At 74.9% G+C, this 25,560-nt stretch carries 25 protein-coding genes; 23 read left to right on the top strand and 2 right to left on the bottom strand.

All coding sequences use genetic code 11. From position 1 onward, the window contains the following. Position 1 precedes the first annotated feature (1 nt). From ACQP04_RS19500 to ACQP04_RS19455, 10 genes are all read left to right on the top strand, one after another. Positions 2–1,195 (top strand): PucR family transcriptional regulator, encoded by a 1,194-nt coding sequence (locus tag ACQP04_RS19500; RefSeq protein ID WP_433501990.1) that lies wholly within the window; start codon positions 2–4, stop codon positions 1,193–1,195. Positions 1,196–1,206: 11 nt separating this feature from the next. After that, positions 1,207–1,575: an ArsR/SmtB family transcription factor gene (locus ACQP04_RS19495; RefSeq protein WP_433501989.1), complete on the top strand. Its 369-nt coding sequence runs from the start codon at positions 1,207–1,209 to the stop codon at positions 1,573–1,575. After that, positions 1,572–2,057: an SRPBCC family protein gene (locus ACQP04_RS19490; RefSeq protein WP_433501988.1), complete on the top strand. Its 486-nt coding sequence runs from the start codon at positions 1,572–1,574 to the stop codon at positions 2,055–2,057. The genes ACQP04_RS19495 and ACQP04_RS19490 overlap by 4 nt, the downstream gene beginning before the upstream one ends. A 152-nt stretch (positions 2,058–2,209) precedes the next feature. Continuing rightward, on the top strand, positions 2,210–2,785 hold the full coding sequence (locus tag ACQP04_RS19485; RefSeq protein ID WP_433501987.1) for a biotin transporter BioY: 576 nt from the start codon (positions 2,210–2,212) through the stop codon (positions 2,783–2,785). Further along, positions 2,782–4,050, top strand: coding sequence for an AMP-binding protein (locus ACQP04_RS19480; protein ID WP_433501986.1), 1,269 nt, complete (start codon positions 2,782–2,784; stop codon positions 4,048–4,050). Before ACQP04_RS19485 ends, ACQP04_RS19480 begins: the two co-directional genes overlap by 4 nt. Further along, the gene (locus tag ACQP04_RS19475) at positions 4,047–5,189 is read left to right on the top strand and encodes a thiolase family protein (protein WP_433501985.1); all 1,143 of its coding nucleotides are present in this window, start codon (positions 4,047–4,049) and stop codon (positions 5,187–5,189) included. The genes ACQP04_RS19480 and ACQP04_RS19475 overlap by 4 nt, the downstream gene beginning before the upstream one ends. Continuing rightward, positions 5,186–5,863 (top strand): energy-coupling factor ABC transporter ATP-binding protein, encoded by a 678-nt coding sequence (locus ACQP04_RS19470; protein ID WP_433501984.1) that lies wholly within the window; start codon positions 5,186–5,188, stop codon positions 5,861–5,863. Before ACQP04_RS19475 ends, ACQP04_RS19470 begins: the two co-directional genes overlap by 4 nt. Beyond that, on the top strand, positions 5,860–6,546 hold the full coding sequence (locus tag ACQP04_RS19465) for an energy-coupling factor transporter transmembrane component T family protein (RefSeq protein WP_433501983.1): 687 nt from the start codon (positions 5,860–5,862) through the stop codon (positions 6,544–6,546). Before ACQP04_RS19470 ends, ACQP04_RS19465 begins: the two co-directional genes overlap by 4 nt. 65 nt (positions 6,547–6,611) lie before the next feature. Continuing rightward, positions 6,612–7,556: an alpha/beta fold hydrolase gene (locus ACQP04_RS19460; protein WP_433501982.1), complete on the top strand. Its 945-nt coding sequence runs from the start codon at positions 6,612–6,614 to the stop codon at positions 7,554–7,556. Next, entirely contained in the window at positions 7,553–8,347 is a 795-nt protein-coding gene (locus tag ACQP04_RS19455) for an acyl-CoA thioesterase (protein WP_433501981.1), read from the top strand. Before ACQP04_RS19460 ends, ACQP04_RS19455 begins: the two co-directional genes overlap by 4 nt. A gap of 147 nt (positions 8,348–8,494) precedes the next feature. On the opposite strand, the gene bldD is transcribed toward ACQP04_RS19455, so the two are convergent. Beyond that, a complete protein-coding gene (gene bldD / locus ACQP04_RS19450; RefSeq protein ID WP_037038677.1) occupies positions 8,495–8,986 on the bottom strand; it encodes a transcriptional regulator BldD in 492 nt (163 codons plus the stop codon). A 606-nt stretch (positions 8,987–9,592) separates the two neighbouring features. Here bldD and pyrR point away from each other — a divergent pair. From pyrR to coaBC, 11 genes are all read left to right on the top strand, one after another. After that, entirely contained in the window at positions 9,593–10,255 is a 663-nt protein-coding gene (pyrR, locus tag ACQP04_RS19445; RefSeq protein ID WP_433501980.1) for a bifunctional pyr operon transcriptional regulator/uracil phosphoribosyltransferase PyrR, read from the top strand. After that, positions 10,252–11,196, top strand: a complete 945-nt coding sequence (locus ACQP04_RS19440; RefSeq protein ID WP_433501979.1) for an aspartate carbamoyltransferase catalytic subunit — start codon at positions 10,252–10,254, stop codon at positions 11,194–11,196. Before pyrR ends, ACQP04_RS19440 begins: the two co-directional genes overlap by 4 nt. Further along, positions 11,193–12,482 (top strand): dihydroorotase, encoded by a 1,290-nt coding sequence (locus ACQP04_RS19435; protein ID WP_433501978.1) that lies wholly within the window; start codon positions 11,193–11,195, stop codon positions 12,480–12,482. The genes ACQP04_RS19440 and ACQP04_RS19435 overlap by 4 nt, the downstream gene beginning before the upstream one ends. Further along, on the top strand, positions 12,479–13,678 hold the full coding sequence (carA, locus tag ACQP04_RS19430) for a glutamine-hydrolyzing carbamoyl-phosphate synthase small subunit (RefSeq protein ID WP_433501977.1): 1,200 nt from the start codon (positions 12,479–12,481) through the stop codon (positions 13,676–13,678). Before ACQP04_RS19435 ends, carA begins: the two co-directional genes overlap by 4 nt. Further along, positions 13,678–16,980, top strand: a complete 3,303-nt coding sequence (carB, locus tag ACQP04_RS19425) for a carbamoyl-phosphate synthase large subunit (protein ID WP_433501976.1) — start codon at positions 13,678–13,680, stop codon at positions 16,978–16,980. Before carA ends, carB begins: the two co-directional genes overlap by 1 nt. Positions 16,981–17,062: 82 nt before the next feature. Beyond that, complete coding sequence (gene pyrF / locus ACQP04_RS19420) at positions 17,063–17,893, top strand: orotidine-5'-phosphate decarboxylase (RefSeq protein ID WP_433501975.1); 831 nt, start codon at positions 17,063–17,065, stop codon at positions 17,891–17,893. A gap of 170 nt (positions 17,894–18,063) precedes the next feature. After that, entirely contained in the window at positions 18,064–18,453 is a 390-nt protein-coding gene (locus ACQP04_RS19415) for a response regulator transcription factor (protein ID WP_433501974.1), read from the top strand. 302 nt (positions 18,454–18,755) lie between these two features. After that, the gene (gene mihF / locus ACQP04_RS19410; protein WP_037038688.1) at positions 18,756–19,070 is read left to right on the top strand and encodes an integration host factor, actinobacterial type; all 315 of its coding nucleotides are present in this window, start codon (positions 18,756–18,758) and stop codon (positions 19,068–19,070) included. An 11-nt stretch (positions 19,071–19,081) separates the two neighbouring features. After that, positions 19,082–19,699, top strand: coding sequence for a guanylate kinase (gene gmk, locus ACQP04_RS19405; RefSeq protein WP_433501973.1), 618 nt, complete (start codon positions 19,082–19,084; stop codon positions 19,697–19,699). Between the two features lie 2 nt (positions 19,700–19,701). Continuing rightward, positions 19,702–19,974, top strand: a complete 273-nt coding sequence (rpoZ, locus tag ACQP04_RS19400; RefSeq protein ID WP_051736485.1) for a DNA-directed RNA polymerase subunit omega — start codon at positions 19,702–19,704, stop codon at positions 19,972–19,974. A 48-nt stretch (positions 19,975–20,022) separates the two neighbouring features. After that, positions 20,023–21,237: a bifunctional phosphopantothenoylcysteine decarboxylase/phosphopantothenate--cysteine ligase CoaBC gene (gene coaBC / locus ACQP04_RS19395; protein ID WP_433501972.1), complete on the top strand. Its 1,215-nt coding sequence runs from the start codon at positions 20,023–20,025 to the stop codon at positions 21,235–21,237. Between the two features lie 82 nt (positions 21,238–21,319). On the opposite strand, the gene ACQP04_RS19390 is transcribed toward coaBC, so the two are convergent. After that, a complete protein-coding gene (locus ACQP04_RS19390; RefSeq protein WP_433501971.1) occupies positions 21,320–21,841 on the bottom strand; it encodes an SH3 domain-containing protein in 522 nt (173 codons plus the stop codon). Positions 21,842–22,173: 332 nt separating this feature from the next. On the opposite strand from ACQP04_RS19390, the gene metK reads away from it, so the two are divergent. After that, the gene (gene metK / locus ACQP04_RS19385; RefSeq protein ID WP_433501970.1) at positions 22,174–23,376 is read left to right on the top strand and encodes a methionine adenosyltransferase; all 1,203 of its coding nucleotides are present in this window, start codon (positions 22,174–22,176) and stop codon (positions 23,374–23,376) included. 91 nt (positions 23,377–23,467) lie between these two features. After that, the gene (locus tag ACQP04_RS19380) at positions 23,468–25,537 is read left to right on the top strand and encodes a primosomal protein N' (protein ID WP_433501969.1); all 2,070 of its coding nucleotides are present in this window, start codon (positions 23,468–23,470) and stop codon (positions 25,535–25,537) included. The last annotated feature ends 23 nt before the right edge of the window (positions 25,538–25,560 follow it).

Genomic DNA, 25,560 nt, shown 5'->3' with positions numbered 1-25,560 from the left:
GATGCACAGCCCGCGTGACACGGACGCGAACTCCGCCGACGACGCCCGCTGGGCCGTCCTCGTCGGCCGGCTGCGGGCGGACTCCGGGGGACTGGTCGACGAGTTCGTGGAGCGGGTCCGGCGGATCGCCCCGTACGGCCGCGGGCTCGTCCCGCCGGACCGGCTGGTCACCGACGCGGACCTGACCTTCGACCACCTGCTGCGCCGGATCGCGGGGCAGGACGTCCCGGAGCGGCTCGCGGGCGTAGGCGAGGCGATCGGGCGGGACCGGGCCCGGCGCGGCGTCCCGCTCAACGAGCTGCTGTCGGCGGTGCGGCTCGATTTCCGGGTGCTGTGGTCGGCCCTGCGCGACCGCGCGACGCCCGAGGAGCGCGACGTGCTGGTCGCGCGGGTCGAGCAGGTGTGGGCGGTGGTCGAGGACTACACGCTGCAGATCCAGTCCAGCTACCAGGAGGAGGCCGCGCTGCTCGCGCGCGAACGGCACGGGGAGCGGACGGCGCTGGTGGGCGAGCTGCTCGGCAGCGAGAACCCCGACCCGGACCAGGTCGAGCGGGTGGCGCTCGCGCTGGCCGTCGACGTCGACGCGGACTTCCTCGTCGCCGCCGCCGGCGCGGCGTCCGGTGCGGCCCTGCGGCGGGCCGCGGAGGGGCTGGCAGCGGGGGACCGCGTGGTGCACGTCCAGTCGACGGGGGCGCACAGCGTGCTGATCGCGGAGTGGCAGGGCGTGACGGGCGCGCCGGTCAGGGCGGTGCTCGACGGCGTGCAGTGCGGGGTCGGGCCGCTCGCCCACGGGCTGGCCAACGTGCCCCGGTGCGCCCGGCTGGCGACCGAGATCGCGTCGGTCACCACCGGGCCCGGCCCGGTCGAGGTGTCCGCGGCCTGGCTGCCGCTCGCCGCCGGGCGGCTCTCCGACACCGCGGCCGAGCTCGTCGACTCGGTGCTGTCCGGGCTGGCGGCCGCGGCGCCGGGAGAGCGGGAGCGGCTGCTGGAGACGGTGCGCGCGTTCGCGGACTCGGGCTCGATCAAGGAGGTGGCGGAGCGGTCCTTCTGCCACCGCAACACGGTGCTCAACCGGCTGCGTCGCTTCACCGCCCTGACCGGGCGCGATCTCGCGGTGCCCGCGGACGCCGCGGTGGTGCTGCTGGCGCTGGCCGCCGCGAACCGGGGGCTTGTCGCGCTCGGGCGGATGCCCTAACGTACAACCATGTGGTTGTACGTGAGCTGAGCCCGGACGAGGTCGACCGGATCTTCCACGGCCTCGCCGACGCCACCCGGCGGGACATCGTCGAGCAGGTGCTGCGCGAGGCGCAGTCCATCTCGACGCTCGCCCGCCGGTACGAGATGAGCTTCGCCGCGGTGCAGAAGCACGTGGCGGTGCTCGAGCGGGCCGCGCTCGTCACCAAGCAGCGACGTGGACGGGAGCAGCTCGTGCACGGCAACCCGGAGGCCCTGCAGCGGGCCGCGCGCCTGCTCGAGGACTACGAGCGGATCTGGCGGCACCGCGTGCGGGCGATCGAGGACATCCTCGCCGAGGACGCCCTCATCCAGGATCCCGAGGAGAGGACCGGACCGTGACCGTGATCGACGTCCGCAAGGACCCGCAGGCCCTCACACTGACCTTCGTCGCCGAGTTCGACGCGCCCGTCGAGCGGGTGTGGGAGGTCTGGGCGGACCCGCGCCGTCTCGAACGGTGGTGGGGCCCGCCGACCTGGCCGGCCACGTTCGTGGAGCACCAGTTCGTCGTGGGCGGGCGGTCGCGCTACTACATGACCGGTCCCGAGGGGGAGAAGGCCGGCGGCTGGTGGGTGATCACCGCGATCGACGAGCCGCACCGCCTCGAGTTCGACGACGGCTTCGCGGGCGAGGACGGAGAGCCCAACACCGCCATGCCCACGACCCACGCCGTCGTCACGCTGGAGGCGGCGGGTCCGGGCACCCGCATGACCACCGTCAGCACCTTCACGAGCCTCGAGGACCTCGAGAAGCTCACGGCGATGGGCATGGAGGAGGGCATGCGCGAGGCGATGGGCCAGATCGACGCGGTGCTGGCGGGCTGAGGGGCGCGGCCGCGAGATCGTGGGGCCGCGGGTGCGAGGGGTGCCCGCGGTCTCCAGGTGCCGCAGGCGCCGACGTCCCACGGACCGGTGAGTGGCGCGGCTGACAGGGGTCGGACCTCGGGGAACGGCGTGCGGCTCGTTAGCCTCGTCGGGTGTCCGCCCGAGCGTCGTCGCCCGCCACCGATCTGGCCACCACCGTGGTGTTCGCCGCGTTCATCGCGGTGCTCGGTCTGTTCCCGGGGGTGTACGTCGGCGCCACCGGCGTGCCGATCGTGGTGCAGAACATGGGACCGTTCCTCGCGGGCGTCCTGGTCGGGGCGAAGCGGGCCGTGTTCGCGGTCGTGCTGTTCCTGGCGCTGGTGGCGATCGGCCTGCCGCTGCTGTCCGGCGGCCGCGGCGGGCTCGCCCCGTTCGTCGGGCCCAGCGGCGGGTTCCTGCTGGGCTGGATCCTGTCGGCGCTGGTGTCGGGCCTGATCGCGCAGGCCGGTGCGCGGCGCGGCCGGCCCGGGTTCCCCGTGCTGCTCCTGGCCGCCTTCGCCGGCCTCGTCGCGGACTACGTGATCGGCGTGCCGTGGCTGGCCGTGTACACCGGCTCGTGGAGCACCGCGTTCACCGGGTCGCTGGTCTTCGTGCCCGGTGACCTCGTCAAGGTGGTGGTCGCGGCGCTGATCGCGTCCGTGGTGCACCGCGCCCTCCCCGGACGCCTGGTGGGGACGCGGGCGCGGTGACCGCCGCAGCCGACCGGCCGGTCCCGCCCGTGCTCGGCGGGGCCGTGGTCCCCGCCGGCCTGCTGGCCCGGGCGCACGCCGCGGCCGCGGAGCTGGCGCGGCAGGGTGTGCGGAAGGGCGGCCGGGTCGCCCTGGAGGGGAGCGACGACCTCCTCGCGTGGTTCCTCGGCGCGGACCTGCTAGGCGCGGCGACCCTGGTCGTCGAGCCGCGGTGGACCGCCCGCGAACGGACGGCCGTGCTCGACGACGCGCGCCCGAACGTCGTCGTCCGGCCCGTTGCGACGGAGCCGGGCCCCGCCACCACGCCCGCGGGCGACGACCGCACCCCCTTCTACCTGCCCACCACCTCCGGCAGCAGCGGCCGCCCGACGGTGCTGCAGCGCTCGCGGGAGTCGTGGCTGCGCAGCTTCGAGGCCCTCGGCCCCGTGCCCGGCCCGGTGCTGATCGCGGGCCCGCTGAGCTCGTCGCTCTTCCTCTTCGGAGCGCTGCACGCGCTCCGGTGCGGCGCCGAGCTCCGCCTCGGGCGGGCCACGGACGCCCGCGCGGCCGCGACGACCCATGTCGTCCCGGCCATGCTCGCCGACCTGGTCGCCACCCAGGAACGCGCGCCCACGAAGACCGCGCTCCGGACGGTCGTCTGCGGCGGGGCGCACCTCGGCGACGGCCTGCGCGCGCGGTTCCGGAAGGCCTTCCCCGAGGCCGAGCTCGTCGAGTACTACGGCTCGGCGGAACACTCCCTGATCGCGGTCCGGCGCGGCGAGGGGCTGCGGCCGGTGCCGGGCGTCGACCTGGACGTCCGGGACGGCACGCTCTGGGTCCGCTCGCCCCTCGCCGCCGACGGCGCGCTCCGCGCCGGTCGCCTCGAGGCGGCCGAGGAGTGGACCACCGTCGGCGACCGCGTCGATCTCCACGACGGCCTGCTCACCGTGCACGGCCGCGGCTCCGCCGTGATCTCCAGCGGCGGCCGGCTCGTGGCCGCCGAGGAGGTGGAGACCGTGCTGCGCGAGGTCCCGGGCGTCGACGACGTCGTGGTCACCGGGACCCCGCACGCGCGCCTCGGCGCGTTGGTCACCGCCGTCGTCGAGGGGGAGCCCGCGCCGGCCGAGCTGCGCGCGGCGGCCCGCCACGCCCTCGAACCCGGCAAGCGGCCGCGGGTCTGGCTGCGGGCGAAGGCGTTGCCGCGCACCGCCTCCGGCAAGCCCGCCCGGGCCGTGATCGCCGACGAGCTGGCCGCGGGGACCCTCGGCGCGGAGCCCCTCCGATGAGCGCACCCGTCGTCGTCGCCGCCCGTCGCACCCCGATCGGCACCGCGGGCGGCGTGCTGCGCGACCTCGCCGCGGACGAGCTGGCCGCCCCCGTGCTCCGCGCCCTGCTCGACGAGGCCGGGTTCACCACCGTCGACGACGTCCTGCTCGGCAACGTCTTCGGCCCCGGCGGCAACACCGCCCGGGTGGCCGCCCTGCGCGCCGGCCTCGGCGCGGAGGTCCCCGGCCTGACCGTCGACCGGCAGTGCGCCAGCGGGCTCGCGGCGATCACGCTGGCCGCGACGCTGATCGGCGGGGGGGAGGGCGAGGTGTACCTGGCGGGCGGCGTCGAGAGCGCGTCGACCGCCCCGCACCGCCTGTGGCGCACGGATCCGCCGGCGCCGTACACGCGGGCCCCCTTCGCGCCGGCCGAGTTCGGCGACCCCGAGATGGGGGAGGCGGCGGACCTGGTCGCGGCGGAGGCAGGGATCTCCCGCGAGCGGCAGGACCGCTTCGCCCTGCGCAGCCACGAGCGCGCGGTGGCCGCCCAGGCCGCCGGCCGGTTCGACGACGAGCTGGTCGAGGTCGCCGGAGTCCGGCGCGACCAGCGGCCCCGGCCGGGGTTCACCGCTGCGCGGCTGGCCCGCTTCCGGCCCGCCTTCACGCCCGACGGCACGGCGACGGCGGCCAACTCGTGCGGCGTCAGCGACGGTGCCGCGGCCGTGCTGATCGTGTCCGAGCGCGTGCGGCGCGAGCTGAACCTGCCCGGGCTGCGGCTGGTGGCGAGCGGGACCTCCGGCTGCGACCCGCGGCGGCTCGGGCTGGGAGTCGTCCCGGCGCTGCGTGACATGCTCAAGCACGGCACGCCGCAGGTCACCGAGTTCACCGAGGCCTTCGCCGGGCAGGCGCTCGCCTGCCTCGACGCCGTCGGCCTCGACGAGGAGGCGGTCAACCCCGACGGCGGCGCCATCGCCCTCGGCCATCCCTGGGGCGCCTCGGGCGCGGTCCTGGTGGTGCGGCTGTTCTCGCAGCTCGTGCGGCAGGGGCGGGGCGGGGTCGGGCTGTCCGCGCTGTCCGCGGGCGGCGGGCTGGGCGTCGCGGCCCTGTGGCAGGCCGTCGGGCCGGACGGGTCGCCGGTGCCGGCAGGGGCGCCGCGGTGATCACGTTCGAGGGCGTCGGGCACCGCTACGAGGAGCGGGTGGTGCTGGAGGACGTCGACCTCGCGCTCCCGGAGCGGCGGATCGGCTTCGTCGGGGCCAACGGCTCGGGCAAGTCCACGCTGGCGCGCATGGTCAACGGGCTGGTCCTGCCGAGCGAGGGCCGGGTGGTCGTCGACGGCCTCGACCCGGCCGAGAAGGGCCCCGCGGTGCGCCGCCGGGTCGGGTTCGTGTTCACCAACCCGGACAGCCAGATCGTGATGCCGACGGCGGGCGAGGACGTCGCGTTCTCGTTGCGCCGCAGCGGGTTGTCGCGGTCCGAGCGCGCCGACCGGGCCGCCGAGGTGCTCGCCGCGCACGGCCTCGAGGGCTACGCCGACCATCCCGCGCACCAGCTCTCCGGCGGCCAGAAGCAGCTGCTCGCGCTGTGCGGGATGCTCGCCCTGGATCCCGACGTCCTGGTCTGCGACGAGCCGACGACCCTGCTCGACCTGCGCAACACCCGCCGGTTCGCCGAGATCGTCGCCGGGCTGCGGCAGCAGGTGCTGCTGGTGACCCACGACCTCGACCTGCTGGCGGACTTCGACCGGGTCGTGGTGCTCGACGAGGGCCGGGTCGTGGCCGACGACGAGCCGGAGCCCGCGATCCGGCACTACCGGAAGCTGTGCGACACGTGACCCCGCTCGGCCTCTACTCGCCCGGGGACAGCCCGCTGCACCGCGCGCCGGCCGGACCGAAGCTGCTCGTGCTGCTGGCGCTCGTGACCGCGGTCGTGCTCGTCGGGTCGCCGGCCTGGCTCGGCGGCGCGTGCGCGCTCGTCGCCGCCGGCTACGCGGTCGCGCGGATCCCGGCGCACCGGATCCTGCCGCTGGTGCGCACCCTGCTCCTGCTCGCCGTGCTGGTCGGGGCGTTGCAGGTGTGGCTGCTCGGCTGGCGCCCCGCCCTCGTCACGGTCCTGCGGCTCGCGGCCTCCCTCGCCGCGGCGGGCCTGTTCACGTTGACCACCCGCATCGACGCCGTGGTCGCAACCGTCGAGCGCGCGCTCGGCCCGCTGCGCCGGACCGGGGCGCGGCCGGACCGGCTCGGGCTGCTCGTCGGACTGACGGTGCAGGCCGTCACCACGTTGTCCGGCATCGCCGGGTCGGTGCGCGAGGCCGCCCGGGCGCGCGGCGCGGAGCGGTCGCCGACGGCGTTCGCGGTGCCCTTCGTCGTGCGCACCCTCCGGCACGCCGACGAGCTGGGCGAGGCGCTGGCCGCCCGCGGGATCGGCGACGAGGCGGACGACCCCGCCGATCATGACCGTCCCGACCACCCCGACACCGCTCCCGGACGGGGCCGGGGCGACCGTCCGGTGCCGTAACGTCCCGAACCGCGTCACCCATCACGACGACCGTCACGACCACCACCGCGACCCAGGAGCCGCCCGTGCCGCAGCCCGTGTCCGGGCGCGATCCCGCGCCCGGTACCCCGCCCGGTACCCCGCCCGACGCCCCGGCCTGGTTCCGGGCCGCCCTCGCCGCGGAGCCCGGGACGGGCGCGGTCGACGTCGACGGCGCCGCGGTCGCGTTCCGGGCGTGGGGCCCGCCCGGCGAGGGCGTCCTGCTGATCCACGGCGGCGCCGCGCACGCCCGCTGGTGGGACCATCTCGGGCCGCTGCTCGTCGGGCCCGAGGGCCGGCGGGTGGTCGCCATGGACCTCTCCGGGCACGGGGACTCCGGCCGGCGCGAGCGCTACACGCTGCAGCAGTGGGCCGCGGAGGCGCTCGCGGTGGCGGACGCCGCCGGCCTCGCCCCGATGCCGGTGATCCTGGGCCACAGCATGGGCGGCATGGTCGCGCTGATCGCCGCGCAGGAGTTCGGCGACCGGCTGGGCGGCGCCGTCGCGATCGACACCCCGGTGCGCGAGATGCCGCCGGAGGACAAGGCCGCCCGGCAGCGCCGGGCCTTCGGGCCGCTGCGCGTCTACGCCGAGCGGGAGCGCGCGATCCGGCACTTCCGGACCGTGCCGCCGCAGGACGGCGAGCCGTACGTGCTGGCGCACATCGCCGAGCACTCGCTGCGCGCGGTCGAGGGCGGGTGGTCGTGGAAGTTCGACCCGCGGGTGTTCGCCCGCAACCCGCTGACCCCGGACGACCTCGACATCCCCGGCTGCCGGGTCGCGCTGTTCCGCGCCGAGCACGGGCTGATGCCGAAGCACATGGGCGAGATGGTGAGCGACCGGCTGGGCCGCGGCGTCCCCGTCGTCGAGATCCCGGCCGCGGCGCACCACGTGATGATCGACTCACCGATCGCACTGGTCACCGGCCTGCGTACGCTGCTGGCCGACTGGCGGCACTCCCGAGCCGCGACCCCCGGGGAGGTTCACGCATGACGGCGACCGAGTCGCGCCGCACCCAGCCCACGCTCCGCGACCTGCTGGAGCTCGAGCGGATCGACCGCGACCTGTTCCGCGCGTGCACGGTCTTCGAGGAGGACTACGCGCTGTTCGGCGGGCAGGTCGCCGCGCAGGCGCTGCTCGCGGCCGGGCGCACGGTGGCCGACGACCGCGCGCCGCACTCGTTGCACGGCTACTACCTGCGCGGCGGGCACGCCTCGCGGCCCACGGTCTTCCAGGTGCACCGGGACCGCGACGGCCGCTCGTTCACCGCGCGCCGGGTCGTCGCGATCCAGGACGGCGAGGTGATCTTCAACATGGCGGCGTCGTTCGCGGTGCCGCAGGACGGCCCCGACACGTCCGTCGATCCCGTCCCGGAGGCGCCGGACCCCGACACGCTGTCCGGTGCGCCGGTGCCGCGGGTGTTCGGCTTCGAGGGCCGGACGGTGCACGCGCACCCGGGCGCCCGGAGCTACCCGGTCCGCTACTGGACCCGGTGCACCGAGCCGCTGCCGGAGGACCCGCTGGTGCACGCCTCGGCGCTCACCTACATCTCGGACATGTTCGGCGCGTTCCCGCCGGTCGACGGGGGCGTGCCGGGCCCGAGCCTGGACCACGCGATCTGGTTCCACCGGCCGGTGCGGGCCGACGAGTGGATGCTGATCGACCTCGTGCCGCGCAGCGCCGCGGGCGGCCGCAACTGGTACACGGGCACGCTCCACGACCGGACCGGCCGGCACGTCGCCAGCCTCACCCAGGAGTGCCTGTTCCGGGCACCCCGGTCCTGAGCCCCTCGAGGGGAGCACGACGGCGGCGGTCCGCAGCCCCGGGACCGCCGCCTCCGCATCGTCGCCCGCCGACCTCGTCCCGGTGCCGCGCGCCCTTCCCCGGTGCGCGGTCCCGTGCGGAGCGGGGGACCCGATGCCGTCGTGCCCCTACTCGACCCGGTGCGACGGCCGCGCCTCCGGCGGCAGCACGCCCCAGTCGATGAGCTGGTCGGTCAGCTCGCCCGGGGTCATGTCGTAGATGATCGCCAGCGAGCGCAGGTCCTCGGCACGGATGGAGAGGACCTTGCCGTTGTAGTCGCCGCGCTGGGACTGGATCGCGGCGGCGTAGCGGGCCAGCGGGCCCACCTTGTCCGCGGGCAGCTGCTGGAGGCGCTCGAGGTTGATGACGATCTTCGTGGCCGGCTCGGAGCCGGAGGGGACACGGCCCTCGGGCAGCAGCTCGGCCACCGGGACCCCGTAGAAGTCGGCCAGCTCGGCGAGCTTCTGGACGGTGACCGCGCGGTCGCCGCGCTCGTACGAGCCGACGACCACCGCCTTCCAGCGGCCCCCGGACTTCTGTTCGACGCCGTGCAGCGACAGCCCCTGTTGCTGCCGGATGGCCCGGAGCTTGCTCCCGAGGGCCTTGGCGTAGTCGCCCATGTGGCGATCTCCTCATTCCTGGTCTTCTCGGCCGTGGTGGGCCGAAAGCGGACCTCGTACCGCTGAGTGGTGAGCGGGTGGTGCTGAGCGCCGACGCGCTCCGGTGGTGCTCGCTGGTCTCGTCGTGGGACGAGGTCGGTGTCGCCGCCGCGGCGGCCACCCTCGCCACTGTCGATCAATACGCAGAGTAATCATGCGCCGGTGTTGCGTCGCAGGTCAAGCCGGGTGGCCCCGGACGGGTGCCAGGTGAGGCTTTCCCACCCAATCGAACGACGGTTCGTCCCCCGACGGCGGTATCAATCGGGCAGTCCGCCCGCCCGGCCGCGACGCCCCGCGAGCGTTGGGACGCATGGTGAACATGTGGGTGTGGCCCTGCGTGACGGTACGGGCCGTGACCGTCGCCGTGTGTCCGGGCGCGGTGCGCGGGCGACCGGACGGGGACCGGTGCGTTGCCCGATCGTGACGCCCCCGTGACCTGGCGGACCGGTGCCGCGGACGTGACGGACGGCGCTCCCGGCCGGGCGCGACGAACGCCCGCCGCTTGCTAACCTCGGGCACCGACAGTCCTTTAACCCCGTCCCGTGAGGCGGGAAAGGAGAGCACCTCGTGGCGAACGATCGCCGCGGGGACGTCGGCGCGGGGCAGCCCCCTGCCCGCGAGCTGCTGAGCAGCGCCGACGTCGCCCGCACCATCGCGCGCATCGCGCACCAGATCATCGAGAAGACGGCCTTCGGGCCCGGCAACACCGGCGACCTCGTCCTCCTGGGCATCCCCACCCGCGGGGCCGTGCTGGCCCGCAGGCTCGCCGCTGCGATCACCGAGTTCACCGGCGTCGCCCCCGCCGTCGGCTCGATCGACGCGACCCTCTACCGGGACGACCTGCGCCGCGGCCCGGCCCGCGCGCTCGTCGACACCGCGGTGCCGGAGAGCGGGATCGACGGCAAGCTCGTCGTGCTGGTCGACGACGTCCTCATGTCCGGCCGCACCACCCGCGCCGCGCTCGACGCGCTGAGCGACGAGGGCCGCCCGCGCGCGGTGCAGCTGGCCGTGCTGGTCGACCGCGGCCACCGCGAGCTGCCGATCCGGGCGGACTACGTGGGCAAGAACGTGCCGACCTCGCGCGCGGAGAAGATCCTGGTCCGGCTCATCGAGTCGGACGACCGGGACGGGGTGCTGATCGAGCGGCCGGAGGCGGAGCCCGCGGAGCCGACCGTCGGTGCGGAGGCGGAGCCCGCGGAGCCGACCGTCGACCGAGAGGAGCGCGGGTGAAGCACCTGCTCTCGATCGCGGACCTGGACGCGGCCACCGCGACCGGCCTGCTGGACACCGCGAGCAGGCTCAAGGACACGCTGCTGGGCCGGGAGGTCCGCAAGCTGCCGACGCTGCGCGGCCGTACCGTCGTCACCCTGTTCTACGAGGACTCCACCCGCACCCGGGTGTCGTTCGAGATCGCCGGCAAGTGGATGAGCGCCGACACGATCAACGTCAGCGCCAAGGGCTCGTCGGTGTCGAAGGGCGAGTCGCTGCGGGACACCTCGCTGACGATCTCGGCGATGGGCGCCGACTGCGTGATCGTCCGGCACCCGGCCTCCGGTGCGGCGCACCGGATCGCCGGGTGGGCCGACAAGGACGCCGGTACGACGGGCACCCACACCTCGATCGTCAACGCGGGCGACGGCACGCACGAGCACCCCACGCAGGCGCTGCTCGACGCGGCCACCCTGCGGGAGCGGCTCGGCTCGGTCGCGGGCCGGCGGATCGGGATCGTCGGCGACGTCCTGCACTCCCGGGTCGCCCGCTCCAACGTGCTGCTGCTCTCCACGCTGGGCGCCGAGGTCGTGCTGATCGCCCCGCCCACGCTGCTGCCCACGGGCGTCGGGGAGTGGCCCTGCCGGGTCGCGCACCACCTCGACGCCGAGCTCCCCGCGCTCGACGCGGTGATGATGCTGCGCGTGCAGGCCGAGCGGATGCACGGCGGCTTCTTCCCGAGCGCCCGCGAGTACTCGATCGCCTACGGGCTCAACGAGCGCCGGCTCGCCCTGCTGCCCGAGGGCGCGCCCGTGCTGCACCCCGGCCCGATGGTGCGCGGCATGGAGATCACGCCCGCCGTGGCCGACGCCCCCAACGCCGCGGTCCTCGCGCAGGTGCGCAACGGCGTGCACGTGCGGATGGCCGTCCTCTACCACCTGCTGGCCGGAGCGCCCGAATGACAGACCTGCTCATCACGAACGCCAAGCCCTACGGCGAGGAGGCCGTCGACCTGCTGGTCCGCGACGGGGTCGTCGCCGAGATCGGCACCGGCCTGACCGCCGAGGGCGTCGAGACCCTCGACGCCGGCGGCCACGTCCTGCTGCCCGGCCTCGTCGACCTGCACGTGCACCTGCGCGAGCCCGGCGGCGAGGAGTCCGAGACCATCGAGACCGGCTCGCACGCCGCCGCGCTCGGCGGCTTCACCGCGGTCTTCGCCATGCCGAACACGGATCCGGTGGCGGACACCGCCGTGGTCGTGGAGCACGTGCGGCGCCGCGGCGAGGAGGTCGGCCTGGTCGACGTGCACCCGGTCGGCGCCGTCACCACCGGGCTGCGGGGCGAGAAGCTCGCCGAGCTCGGGACCATGGTGGCGTCCGCGGCACAGGTCCGGATGTTCTCCGACGACGGCCGCTGCGTGAACGACCCGCTGATCATGCGCCGGGCGCTGGAGTACGCCGGCGCGCTCGACGTCGTGATCGCCCAGCACGCCGAGGACCACCGGCTCACCGGCGGCGCCCAGGCGCACGAGGGGGCGATCGCGTCCCGGCTGGGCCTGGCCGGCTGGCCCGCGACCGCCGAGGAGACGGTCATCGCGCGGGACGTCGCGCTGGCCCGCGAGGCGGGGGCGGCACTGCACGTCTGCCACGTCTCCTCGCTGCACTCGATCGCGGTGCTGCGGGCGGCGAAGGCGCAGGGCGTGCGGGTGAGCGCCGAGGTCACCCCGCACCACCTGCTGCTCACCGACGGCCGGCTGACCGGCTACGACCCGGTCAACAAGGTCAACCCGCCGCTGCGCACCGGGGCGGACACGCAGGCCATGCGGGAGGCGCTGGCCGAGGGCGTGATCGACGTCGTCGCGACCGACCACGCCCCGCACGCGTCGCAGTACAAGGACACGGAATGGGCGGCCGCGAAGCCGGGGATGCTGGGGCTGCAGACGGCGTTGTCGGTCGTGATCCACACGATGGTCGAGCCGGGCCTGCTGGACTGGCACGGGGTCGCGCGGGTGATGTCGGAGCGGCCGGCCGAGATCGGCAACCTGCCGGACCAGGGCCGGCCGATCGCGGTCGGGGAGCCGGCGACGTTCGCGCTGGTCGACCCGGACGCGCAGTGGACGGTGCGCGGCGCGGCGCTGGCCAGCAGGGCGGCGAACACGCCGTACGAGGGAATGCGGCTGCCCGGAGCGGTGGTCGCGACGGTTCTGCGTGGCCGGATGACGGCCCGCGACGGGAAGGTTGTGGCATGACCAGCCCCACCATCGACGCAGTGCTCGTCCTCGAGGACGGGCGGATCTTCCGGGGCGAGGCCTTCGGTGCCGTGGGGGAGACCCTGGGCGAGGCCGTGTTCACCACCGGGATGACGGGCTACCAGGAGACCCTGACGGACCCGTCGTACCACCGCCAGATCGTGGTGCAGACCGCCCCGCAGATCGGCAACACCGGCTGGAACGGCGAGGACGACGAGTCCACCGGCATCCAGGTCGCCGGGTACGCGGTGCGCGACCCCAGCCGCCGGCCGTCGAACTGGCGGTCGACCGGCTCGCTCGAGGACGCGCTGCGCACGCAGGGCGTCGTCGGGATCGCCGGGATCGACACCCGCGCGGTCGTGCGGCACCTGCGCGAGCGCGGCGCCATGCGCGCCGGCGTCTTCTCCGGCACCTCGCTGGGTTCGGACGAGATGCTCGTCGAGCGGGTCCGGCAGAGCCCCGGCATGGAGGGCGCTGATCTCTACGGCGCGGTCACCACGAAGACCCCCTACGTCCGGGAAGCGATGGGGGACAAGAAGTTCACCGTCGCCGCCCTCGACGTGGGGATCAAGTTCAACACCCCGCGGATGATGGCCCAGCGCGGCATCGAGGTGCACGTGCTGCCGGCCGACACCACCCTCGAGCAGTTGCTCGCCGTCAACCCCGACGGGGTCTTCATCTCCAACGGCCCCGGCGACCCGGCCACGGCCGACGTCCCGGTCGCGCTGACCCGGCAGGTCCTGGAGCGGCGGATCCCGCTGTTCGGCATCTGCTTCGGCAACCAGATCCTCGGGCGGGCGCTCGGCCGCGGCACCTACAAGCTGCGCTACGGGCACCGCGGCATCAACATCCCGGTCGTGGAGCACGCCACCGGACGGGTCGCGATCACCTCGCAGAACCACGGCTTCGCGGTCGAGGGCAGCGCGGGCGAGCGCTTCGACACCCCGTTCGGCACCGGCGTCGTCAGCCACACCTGCCCCAACGACGGCTGCGTCGAGGGGCTCACCGGCCTGGACTTCCCGGCCTTCAGCGTGCAGTACCACCCGGAGGCGGCCGCCGGCCCGCACGACGCCGCGGACCTGTTCGACCGCTTCTGCCAGCTCATGACGGACAACCCGGTGACCCACGGGCCGGCCGGGGCCGAGGAGTCCGGCGGCCGACACCGCCTGCTCGACCAGAACGGGGGAGCGGTCTGATGCCGCGCCGCGAGGACATCCGGCACGTGATGGTGATCGGCTCCGGCCCGATCGTCATCGGACAGGCGTGCGAGTTCGACTACTCGGGCACCCAGGCCTGCCGCGTGCTGCGCGCCGAGGGGATCCGCGTCTCGCTGGTCAACTCCAACCCGGCCACGATCATGACGGACCCGGAGTTCGCCGACGCCACCTACGTCGAGCCGATCACCGTCGAGTTCGTCGAGAAGGTCATCGCCGCCGAGCGGCCCGACGCCATCCTGGCCACCCTGGGCGGGCAGACCGCGCTGAACACCGCGATCGCCCTGCACGAGAACGGGGTGCTGGAGCGCTACGGCGTCGAGCTGATCGGTGCGGACGTCGACGCGATCCAGCGCGGCGAGGACCGGCTGAAGTTCAAGGAGATCGTGCAGCGGGTCGGCGGCGACGTGCCGCGCTCGGCCGTGTGCCACTCCATGGACGAGGTCCGCGCCGCGGTCGGCGAGCTGGGGCTCCCGGTCGTCATCCGGCCGTCGTTCACCATGGGCGGGCTCGGGTCCGGCATGGCGCACACCGACGAGGAGCTCGAGCGGCTCGCCGGGGCGGGGCTGGCCGCGTCGCCGGTCACCGAGGTGCTGATCGAGGAGTCGGTGCTCGGCTGGAAGGAGTTCGAGCTCGAGCTCATGCGCGACCACCACGACAACGTGGTCGTCGTCTGCTCGATCGAGAACCTCGACCCGATGGGCGTGCACACCGGCGACTCGATCACCGTCGCGCCGGCCATGACGCTCACCGACCGCGAGTACCAGCACATGCGGGACGTGGGCATCGCCGTGCTGCGCGAGGTCGGCGTCGACACCGGCGGCTGCAACATCCAGTTCGCGATCCACCCGGAGACGGGCCGACTCGTCGTCATCGAGATGAACCCGCGCGTGTCCCGGTCGTCGGCGCTGGCGTCGAAGGCCACCGGCTTCCCGATCGCGAAGATCGCCGCGAAGCTCGCCGTCGGCTACACGCTCGACGAGATCCGCAACGACATCACCGGCGAGACCCCGGCGGCGTTCGAGCCGACGCTGGACTACGTCGTGGTGAAGATCCCGCGGTTCGCTTTCGAGAAGTTCCCGGGCGCGGACCCCGAGCTCACCACCACCATGAAGAGCGTCGGCGAGGCCATGGCGCTCGGCCGGTCGTTCCCGGAGGCGTTCGGCAAGGCACTGCGCTCGATGGAGCGGCGCGCGATCGGCTTCTGGACCACCCCGGACCCGGCCGCCCCGCCGACGGACGACGAGATCCGCACGCCCACGGACGGCCGCATCTACGCCGTCGAGCGGGCGCTGCGGGCCGGGCGGACCGTCGACGAGGTCGCGGAGATCTCGGGCATCGACCCGTGGTTCCTCGACCAGATCCAGCTGGTCGTGGAGCTGCGCGCCGAGATCGAGGCCTCGCCCGTGCTCGACGCCGCGCTGCTGCGCCGGGCCAAGCGCGCGGGCCTGTCGGACCGCCAGCTCGCCGCGATCCGCCCGGAGTTCGCGGGCGAGGACGGCGTGCGCGCGCTGCGGCACCGGCTGGGCATCCGGCCCGTCTACAAGACGGTCGACACCTGCGCCGCGGAGTTCGCGGCGAAGACGCCGTACCACTACAGCGCCTACGAGACCGACCCCGCCGCGGAATCGGAGATCGCCCCGCAGACCGAGAAGCCGAAGGTGCTCATCCTCGGCTCCGGGCCCAACCGCATCGGCCAGGGCATCGAGTTCGACTACTCCTGCGTGCACGCCGTTCAGGCGCTGCGCGAGGCCGGGTTCGAGACCGTCATGGTCAACTGCAACCCGGAGACGGTCTCCACGGACTACGACACCGCGGACCGGCTGTACTTCGAGCCGCTGACCTTCGAGGACGTCCTCGAGGTGGTGCACGCCGAGCAGCGGTCCGGGCACGTCGCGGGTGTGATCGTGCAGCTCGGCGGGCAGACCCCGCTCGGCCTGGCCCAGCGGCTCACCGCGGCCGGCGTGCCGGTCGTCGGGACCTCCGCGGCCGCGATCGACCTGGCCGAGGACCGCGGGGCGTTCGGGGAGGTGCTGCGCAAGGCGGGCCTGCCCGCCCCGGCCTTCGGCACCGCGACCAGCTTCGAGCAGGCCCGGGAGATCGCCGAGCGGATCGGCTACCCCGTCCTCGTCCGGCCGTCGTACGTGCTCGGCGGGCGCGGCATGGAGATCGTCTACGACGAGTCCACGCTCGCGGGCTACATCGCCCGCGCCACCACGATCTCGCCGGACCGGCCGGTGCTCGTCGACAAGTTCCTCGACGACGCGGTGGAGATCGACGTCGACGCCCTGTGCGACGGCGAGGAGGTCTTCATCGGCGGCGTGATGGAGCACATCGAGGAGGCCGGGGTGCACTCCGGCGACTCCTCCTGCACGCTCCCGCCGATCACGCTGGGGCGCAGCGTGCTCGCGGCCGTGCGGACCTCCACCGAGGCGATCGCGCACGGCGTCGGGGTGCGCGGCCTGCTCAACGTCCAGTACGCGCTGCACGGCGAGACGCTCTACGTCCTGGAGGCCAACCCCCGGGCGTCGCGCACGGTGCCGTTCGTGTCCAAGGCCACCGCGGTGTCGCTGGCCAAGGCCGCCGCGCGGATCATGCTCGGCGCCTCGATCGCGGACCTGCGGGCGGAGGGGATGCTCCCGCAGCAGGGCGACGGCGGCGAGCTGCCGGCCGACGCGCCGGTCGCGGTCAAGGAGGCGGTGCTGCCGTTCAACCGCTTCCGCACCCCGAGCGGGCAGGGCGTCGACCCGCTGCTCGGCCCGGAGATGAAGTCGACCGGCGAGGTCATGGGCATCGACGCGTCCTTCGGGCCCGCGTTCGCCAAGTCCCAGGCCGCCGCGTACGGCTCGCTGCCGGGCGAGGGCAAGGTCTTCGTGTCGATGGCGGACAGGGACAAGCGCGCCATGGTGTTCCCGGTGCGCCGGCTCGCCGACCTGGGCTTCGAGGTCCTCGCCACCGAGGGCACCGCCGAGGTCCTGCGCCGGCACGGCATCACGACCACCGTCGTGCGCAAGCACTCGCAGAAGGACGAGGGCGAGACGATCGTCGACCAGATCCTGGCGGGCGACGTCGCGCTGATCGTCAACACGCCGTACGGCAACTCGGGGCCGCGCGTCGACGGCTACGAGATCCGCGCGGCGGCGGTCTCCCGCGGCGTCCCGTGCATCACGACGGTGCAGGGCGCCTCGGCGGCCGTGCAGGGCATCGAGGCGAAGCTGCGCGGCTCGATCGGCGTGCGGTCGCTGCAGGACGCGCACGCGGCGCTCAAGAAGTCCCGCCCGTGATCGCGGTATGGAACCATGATGCGATTCTCAACCGCCTTGTCGAGCGTCATGGAACCATGATGCGACTGGATCGGGGTGCGTCGTGAGCTTCGGGGAGCGGCTCGTGGCGGCGGTCGACCGCCTCGGGCCGCTCTGCGCCGGCATCGACCCGCACCCCGGGCTGATCGCGGAGTGGGGCCTCACGGACGACGCGGACGGGCTCGCCCGGTTCTGCAATGCGGCCGTCGAGGCCCTGGCCGGGCACGTGGCCGTGGTGAAGCCGCAGGCGGCGTTCTTCGAGCGGCACGGGTCGCGGGGGATCGCGGTCCTGGAGCGCACCCTCGCCGACCTCGCCGGCACCGGGACGCTCTCGCTGCTCGACGTCAAGCGCGGCGACATCGGCTCGACCATGGACGGGTACGCCGACGCCTACCTCGGCGTCGGCGCGGCCGTCGCGGCCGACGCGATCACGGTCTCGCCCTACCTCGGGTTCGGGTCCCTCGAGCCGGCCTTCCGGGCCGCCGAGGAGGCCGATCGGGGCGTGTTCGTGCTGGCTCGCACCTCGAACCCGGAGGGCGGGTCGGTGCAGCTGGCGACTGCCGACGGGCGCACCGTCGCGCAGGCGATGGTCGACGGCGCGGCGGGCCGGAACACCGGCGCCGCGCCGCTGGGCGGGGTCGGCGTGGTCGTGGGCGCCACCCACGACCACGGGCTGCAGCTCGGCGCCCTCAACGGCGCCGTGCTGGCGCCCGGGCTCGGCGCCCAGGGCGCGACCCCGCGGGACGTCGCCGAGCGGTTCGCGGGCCTCTCCGGGCTCGTCCTGCCCGCGGCGTCGCGTTCGATCCTGAAGGCCGGGCCGGGGGTGGCGGCCCTGCGGTCCGCCGCCGAGGCCCACCGGGACGAGCTGGCTGCGGCCCTCACCGCCCTCCGCTGACGACCGGCCCGCGAACGGCCGGGGCGGCCGGTGATACCTCCGGCGCTCGGATTCACCCGTTCGGAGGGGATGGTGGCACCATGGTGCCCGGCGCCGCGGCCCGGCACGCTGGGCGGACCGCGCGGTCGGGACCGGTGCCGCGCGGGTCGGGGAGCGCGGAGGTGTCGGCAGTGGCCGGAACGGTGGACGAGGTGGTGGACGTCCTCATCGTGGACGACCAGCGCCCGTTCCGGACGGTGGCGCGCACCGTCGTCGGGATGGTCGGCGGCTGGCGCGTCGCCGCCGAGGCCGAGACGGGCGAGCAGGCCCTGGTGGAGGCCGAACGGGTGCATCCCGCGGTCGTCCTCATGGACATCAACCTGCCCGGGATCAGCGGGATCGAGGCCACCCGGCGGATCCTGGCGAGCGATCCGGCCGCCGTCGTGGTGCTCCTGTCGACCTACGCGCTCGACGATCTCCCCGGCGACGCCGCGCAGTGCGGCGCCGTGGCGTACATCAACAAGGAAGACCTCACACCGGCACGCCTGCGCGCCCTGCGGTCGGTGGAGCAGGCCGGCTGAGCGCCGGAGCGCCCCCGCACGCACGATTCGTGACGCATTCGTGACGGAGACCACCGGCGACGCGCCGGTCCCGCGCGCCGAACGGGCGCGTCGCCGTAGCCTCCGCGCGGTTGCTCGTGGTATCACCCGGACGGGTGTGGACGACCGGGCCTGTGGCATCAAACCCACAGGTGGCACCCCCGTTGGCATCACGAACGGGTGCGTGGGTACGTTCGCTCCCGGCCCCCGGCACAACCCACCGGGGACGGCGGCCGCCGCCACCGGGCGACCGCCCTCGCGCACGACGAAAGACGGAGGAGACCGTGGCCCTTCCCCAGCTGACCGAGGAACAGCGTGCCGCCGCGTTGGAGAAGGCCGCGGCCGCCCGCCGGGCCCGGGCAGAGCTGAAGGACCGGCTCAAGCGCGGCGGGATCACCCTCGCCGAGGTGCTGAAGCAGTCCGACACCGACGAGGTGCTCGGCAAGATGAAGGTGTCGGCCCTGCTCGAGGCCCTGCCCAGCGTCGGCAAGGTCCGTGCGGCGCAGATCATGGAGCGCCTCGAGATCGCCCCGAGCCGCCGCCTGCGCGGCCTCGGCGAGCGGCAGCGCAAGGCGCTGCTGGCCGAGTTCCCTTCCTGAGAGGGGGCGGCGTGCCGGCAGGACCGCCGCCCCGCCGGGGCCGGCTGATGGTGCTCGCAGGGCCCTCCGGGGTCGGCAAGAGCAGCATCGTCGACCGGCTCCGCTCGGAGCTCCCCGACCTCCACTTCAGCGTCTCCGCGACCACGCGGGCGCCGCGGGAGGGGGAGGTCGAGGGGATCCACTACCACTTCGTGGACCGCACGGAGTTCGACCGGCTGATCGCCGACGGCGAGCTGCTGGAGTGGGCCGAGGTGCACGGCGGCCTGCAGCGCTCCGGCACCCCGCGCGAGCCCGTGGAGCGCGAGCTCGCGGCCGGCCACCCGGTGCTCGTCGAGGTGGACCTGCAGGGGGCGCGCTCGGTCAAGCAGGTCATGCCCGACTCGGTCACCGTGTTCGTCGAGCCGCCCTCGTTCGAGGAGCTGGCCCGCCGGCTCACCGACCGGGGCACCGAGACCCCGGAGGTCCGGGAGCGCCGGCTGCGCACCGCGGTCGAGGAGATGGCGGCGCGTGACGAGTTCGACGTCGTCGTGGTCAACGACGAGGTGCAGGCCGTCGTCGACCGGTTGGTAGAGTTGCTGGTTGCACCTGCGGGAGTCCCGCATTCGTCCGTCTCTGGAGTTTCTGAGTGAGCATGCCGCTGACCGGCGCGGTCGCCGGTTCCACCCCCGAGGGCATCACCAACCCGCCGATCGACGACCTGCTCGACAAGGTCAGCTCGAAGTACGCGCTGGTGATCTACGCGGCCAAGCGTGCCCGGCAGATCAACGACTACTACTCCCAGCTCGGCGAGGGCCTGCTGGAGTACGTCGGGCCGCTGGTCGAGCCCGGCCCCCGCGAGAAGCCGCTGTCGATCGCCATGCGCGAGATCCAGAGCGGCCTGCTCGAGCACACCGAGGGCGAGTGAGCCCGGCCGGCTGCGCGCGAACGGCATGTCCCGGGGCGTGAGGACGGCATGACCGCACCGAAGGTCCTGCTCGGCGTGGCGGGCGGCATCGCCGCCTACAAGAGCGCCGAGCTGCTCCGCCGGCTCACCGAGACCGGGCACTCCGTGCGGGTCGTCCCCACGGGGTCGGCGCTGAACTTCGTCGGCGCCGCCACCTTCGAGGCGCTGTCCGGGCAGCCGGTGCACACCGGCGTCTTCTCGGACGTGCCGTCGGTCCAGCACGTGCGGCTGGGCCAGGAGGCCGATCTCGTCGTCGTCGCCCCCGCCACCGCGGACCTGCTGGCCCGCGCGGTGCAGGGGCGGGCGGACGACCTCCTCAGCGGCTCCCTGCTCGTCGCCCGGTGCCCGGTGCTGTTCGTGCCGGCGATGCACACCGAGATGTGGGAGCACCCCGCCACCCGCGCCAACGTGGCGATGCTGCGCGAGCGGGGCTCGGTCGTCATGGAGCCCGCGTCCGGCCGGCTCACCGGCAAGGACACCGGCCCCGGCCGGCTGCCCGACCCCGCCGAGATCGCCGAGCTCGCCCGGCTGCTGCTGGAGCGGGCCGACGCGCTGCCGCGGGACCTCGCGGGCCGGCGCGTGGTCGTCTCGGCCGGGGGTACCCGCGAGCCGCTCGACCCCGTGCGCTACCTCGGCAACCGGTCGTCCGGCCGGCAGGGGTACGCGCTGGCCAAGGTCGCGGCCCAGCGCGGCGCGCACGTCACGCTCGTCGCAGGCCACACCGCCGAGCTGGCCGACCCGGCGGCCGTCGAGGTCGTGAAGGTCGGGTCCGCGCTGGAGATGCGCGAGGCGATGCACGCGGCCGCCAAGGGCGCCGACGCCGTGGTGATGTCCGCCGCGGTCGCCGACTTCCGGCCCGCCGCCCTCGCCGCACACAAGATCAAGAAGGACGGGTCCGAGCCCGAGCCGCTGCACCTGGCGCTCAACCCGGACATCCTCGCCGAGCTCGTCGCCGCCCGGGAGCCGGGCCAGGTCGTGGTCGGGTTCGCCGCCGAGACCGGGGACGACACCGCGGACGTGCTGGAGTACGGCCGCCGCAAGCTCGCCAAGAAGGGCTGCGACCTGCTGCTGGTCAACTGGGTCGGCGAGGGCGGCGCCTTCGAGAACACCGAGAACCAGGGCTGGCTGCTCGGTGCGGACGGTGGCGAGACGCAGATCCCGAACGGGTCCAAGGCGCTGTTGGCGTCGCGCCTGTGGGACGCGGTGGCGGCCCGGCTGGCCTGACCCGGGCTCCGCGAGCCGCGAGAACGCACGAGGGGCGGTCCCACCGGGACCGCCCCTCGTCTCGTGTGCGTGACGCCGGGCGTCAGCCGCCGAGCAGGCCGGGCACGCCGCCGCTGCGGGCCGGGGCCGGCTCCGCCGGGGCCTCCTCGTCGGCGCCGGTGCCGTCGGCGCCGTCCGCGCCCTCGGCCGGGGCGGCGTTCTCCGGCGAGTCGGTGCCGGAGGCCGGCGGAGTGGTCTCCGGAGCGCCGTCGTTGGCGTCGCCGCGCGACGGGGTGAGGCCGGCGTCGTCCGGGGTCTCGGCGGCGGTGCCGGTGCCGTCCGTCTTCACGTAGTCCTTGACGGCCCAGCCGTCGAGGTTCTCGAGCTTGACGAAGCCGTTGCGGGTCTCGCCGACCTCGACCTCGGTGCCGCGGTCGCAGACGGCCACGATGTCGGCGTCGGCCGCCGGCTCCTCGCGGACGTTGACGTTGTCGGTGCAGGTGCCCGTGGTCGCCGCGGACGCGGTGCCGGCCAGCACGGCCATGAGCCCGGCGGCGCCGACGGCGAGCACGCCGCCGACCGCCGCGGCCGCGCGGCCCGGTCGCTGCAGAGCAGTCACCTTCATGGGGAGGAACCTCCGAGAGTGTCGACCGCGACCCGGTTCGGGCGACGCGAGGGCGTCGGTGGGGCGCGGCTGCGGTGTCACCGGGCCCAACGACGCCGCTCGTTACCGATTCGGGACCCCGCTCGGGGTCCACCCGAAGGGGTGGTGGACGGCGCGCTCACGACACGGTCCGTCACGCAGCGTCATCGGGCGAGGTGTCCTCACCTGTGGAGGCCCGCGGTCGACTACCCTGCCGTCCGACAGCATCCAGCGATCTGCACCCCGCCCCGCCGCACGACGCGGCGGAGCCGGCAACGAGGCCAGGGGAGCGACGACCTCGGCAGGAGTGGCGCGTGGCGAACGTGGGCCGTCGGCTCTTCACCAGCGAGTCGGTGACCGAGGGTCACCCGGACAAGATGTGCGACGCGATCAGCGACACGATCCTCGACGCGCTCCTCGCACAGGACCCGCGCAGCCGCGTCGCGGTCGAGACCCTGGTGACCACCGGGCAGGTGCACGTCGCCGGCGAGGTCACGACGAGCGCCTACGCGGACATCCCCGGCCTGGTCCGGGAGAAGATCCTGGAGATCGGCTACGACTCGTCGTCGAAGGGCTTCGACGGCAACTCCTGCGGCGTCAACGTGGCGATCGGCGCGCAGTCGCCGGACATCGCCCAGGGCGTCGACACCGCGTACGAGAGCCGGGTCGAGGCGAGCGAGGACGAGATCGCCCGCCAGGGCGCCGGCGACCAGGGCCTGATGTTCGGGTACGCGAACACGGACACGGACGAGCTGATGCCGCTGCCGATCGCGCTCGCGCACCGGCTGTCGCGCCGGCTCACCGAGGTCCGCAAGTCCGGCGTGCTGCCCTACCTGCGGCCGGACGGCAAGACCCAGGTCACCATCGAGTACGACGGCGACAAGCCGGTCCGCGTCGACACCGTGGTCCTCTCCACGCAGCACGCGGCGGACGTCGACCTCGACGGGATGCTCGCGCCGGACGTGCTGGAGAAGATCGTCACCCCGGAGATCGCCGACCTCGGGCTGGACACCTCCAACGTCCGGCTCCTGGTCAACCCGACCGGGCGGTTCGTGATCGGTGGGCCGATGGGCGACGCCGGGCTCACCGGCCGCAAGATCATCGTCGACACCTACGGCGGGTTCGCCCGGCACGGCGGCGGCGCCTTCTCGGGCAAGGACCCGTCGAAGGTGGACCGCTCCGCGGCGTACGCCATGCGGTGGGTGGCCAAGAACGTCGTGGCGGCCGGGCTGGCCGAGCGCATCGAGGTGCAGGTCGCGTACGCGATCGGCAAGGCGGCGCCCGTCGGCCTGTTCGTCGAGACCTTCGGCACCGCGCGCGTCGACCCGGCGAAGATCGAGTCGGCCATCACCGAGGTGTTCGACCTCCGTCCGGCTGCGATCGTGCGCGACCTCGACCTGCTGCGCCCGATCTACGCACCGACCGCGGCCTACGGCCACTTCGGCCGCAACGACATCGCCCTGCCGTGGGAGGACAGCTCGCGCGCCGAGGCGCTGAAGTCGGCCGCGGGCGCCTGAGCCCGGCGTTGACCGCACGAACGGCACTCTCGTGCGTCAGGTCCGCGCGAGAGTGCCGTTCGTGCATGACGGGAGTGCGTGAGGGGCTGGTGTGAGCAGGCCGGTGCGGAAGGCGCCCGCCTCCCGGACGCGCGGCGAGTGGAGCGCGGCAGCCGTGCAGCCCGTCGCGCGGGTGGCCGTCGACGTGCCGCTGCCGCACCTGGACCGGCCGTTCGACTACCGGGTGCCCACGCACCTGGACGAGCAGGCCCGGCCCGGCGTCCGGGTGCGGGTCCGGTTCGCCGGGCGGCTGGTCGACGGGTTCCTGCTCGAGCGGGCCGAGGAGTCCGGGCACACCGGGCGGCTGGCGTGGATCGACAAGGTCGTCTCGCCCGAGCCGGTGCTGACCCCGGAGGTCACGACCCTGTGCCGGGCGGTGGCCGACCGGTACGCCGGGGTGTTCGCCGACGTCGTGCGGATGGCGGTGCCGCCGCGGCACGCCCGCGTCGAGGCGGAGACCCCGCGCGAGCGGGAGCTGCCGCCCGTCGAGGCGCCCGATCCCGCGGGGTGGGCGCGCTACCAGCACGGCGCGGCCTACCTCGACGCGCTCGCCGGCGGCCGGGCCGCGCACGCCGTGTGGCAGGCCCTGCCGGGGGAGTCGTGGGCCGCGCGGTTCGCCGAGGCCGCCGCGGCGACCGTCGCGGCCGGGCGCGGGGCGCTCGTCGTGGTGCCCGACCAGCGGGACGTCGACGCCGCCTGCGCCGCGCTCGGCGAGCGCCTGGGCCCCGACGCGGTGGTCGCGTTGACCGCCGAGTTGGGTCCTGCCGAGCGATACCGGCGCTGGCTCGCCGTTCGCCGCGGCGCCGTGCGGGCGGTCGTGGGCACCCGGTCGGCAGCGTTCGCGCCCGTCGAGAAGCTCGGCCTGCTCGCCGCGTGGGACGACGGCGACGACAGCCACGCCGAGCCGCGCGCCCCGTACCCGCAGGTCCGGGACGTGCTGGTGGCCCGGGCGCACGCCGCCGGAGCCGCGCTGCTGGTCGGCGGCTACTCCCGCACGGCCGAGGCCCAGCTGCTGGTGGAGTCCCGGTGGGCGAGCCCGATCGTGGCCGACCGGGCCACCGTGCGCGCCGCCGCGCCGCGGGTCACCGCGATCGGCGAGACCGACACCCAGCTCGCCCGCGACCCCGACGCCCGGGCGGCGCGGGTGCCCGCCGTCGCATTCGAGGCCGCGCGGCAGGCGCTCGGCGCGGGCCGGCCGGTGCTCGTCCAGGTGCCGCGGGCGGGCTACCTGCCGTGGCTGTCCTGCGCGCACTGCCGCGAGCCCGCCCGCTGCCGGCACTGCGCCGGCCCGCTCGGCCTGCCCCGAGGCGGGACGGACGCCGATCCCGGGCTGCCGATTTGCCGGTGGTGCGGCCGGGCGGAGCCCGCGTTCCGGTGCAGTGGCTGCGGGTCGCGCCGGCTGCGCGCGGGCGTCGTCGGGTCGCGGCGGACCGCCGAGGAACTGGGCCGGGCCTTCCCCGGGGTGTCCGTGCGGACGTCCGGGGGCGGGGCGCCGGTGCTGGCCACGGTGCCGGCGAAGGCCGAGATCGTCGTCGCGACGCCCGGGGCGGAGCCCGACGTCGAGGGGACCGCGGCCGGGTACGGCGCCGCCCTGCTGCTCGACGGCTGGGCCCTGCTCTCCCGGGCCGACCTGCGGGTGGCCGAGGAGGCCCTGCGCCGCTGGCTCGCGGCCGCGGCGCTGGTCCGGCCGCACGCCGAGGGCGGGCGCGTGATCGTCGTCGCCGAGTCCGCGGTCCCGGTGGTGCAGGCGCTCGTGCGGTGGGACCCGGCCGGGTTCGCCGCCGAGGAGCTCGCCTCGCGCGCCGAGGTCGGGTTCCCGCCGGCCGTGCGGATGGCGGCGGTGGAGGGCACGCCGGGCGCGGTGGCCGACGTGGTCGACGCCGTCCTGGCCGCCGCGCAGGACGGCGGGCCGGAGGTCGAGGTGCTCGGCCCGGTGGAGATCGACACTCCGCCCGAGCCCGGGGAGGCCGCGGGCGAGGTGCGGGAGCGGGCGCTGCTGCGCGTGCCGCGCACGGACGGCCGCGCGCTGGCCCGGTACCTGCACGCGGCCCAGGCCGCCCGGAGCACGCGCAAGGCACCCGACGCCGTCCGGGTGCGGCTGGACCCGGCCGAGATCGGCTGACCCCGGCCCCTGCCGGCGGAGCA

Origin of the sequence: Pseudonocardia halophobica (genome assembly GCF_050948485.1) — a bacterium.
Lineage (GTDB): Bacteria > Actinomycetota > Actinomycetes > Mycobacteriales > Pseudonocardiaceae > Pseudonocardia > Pseudonocardia halophobica.
This window is presented reverse-complemented; position numbering and strand designations above follow the sequence as displayed.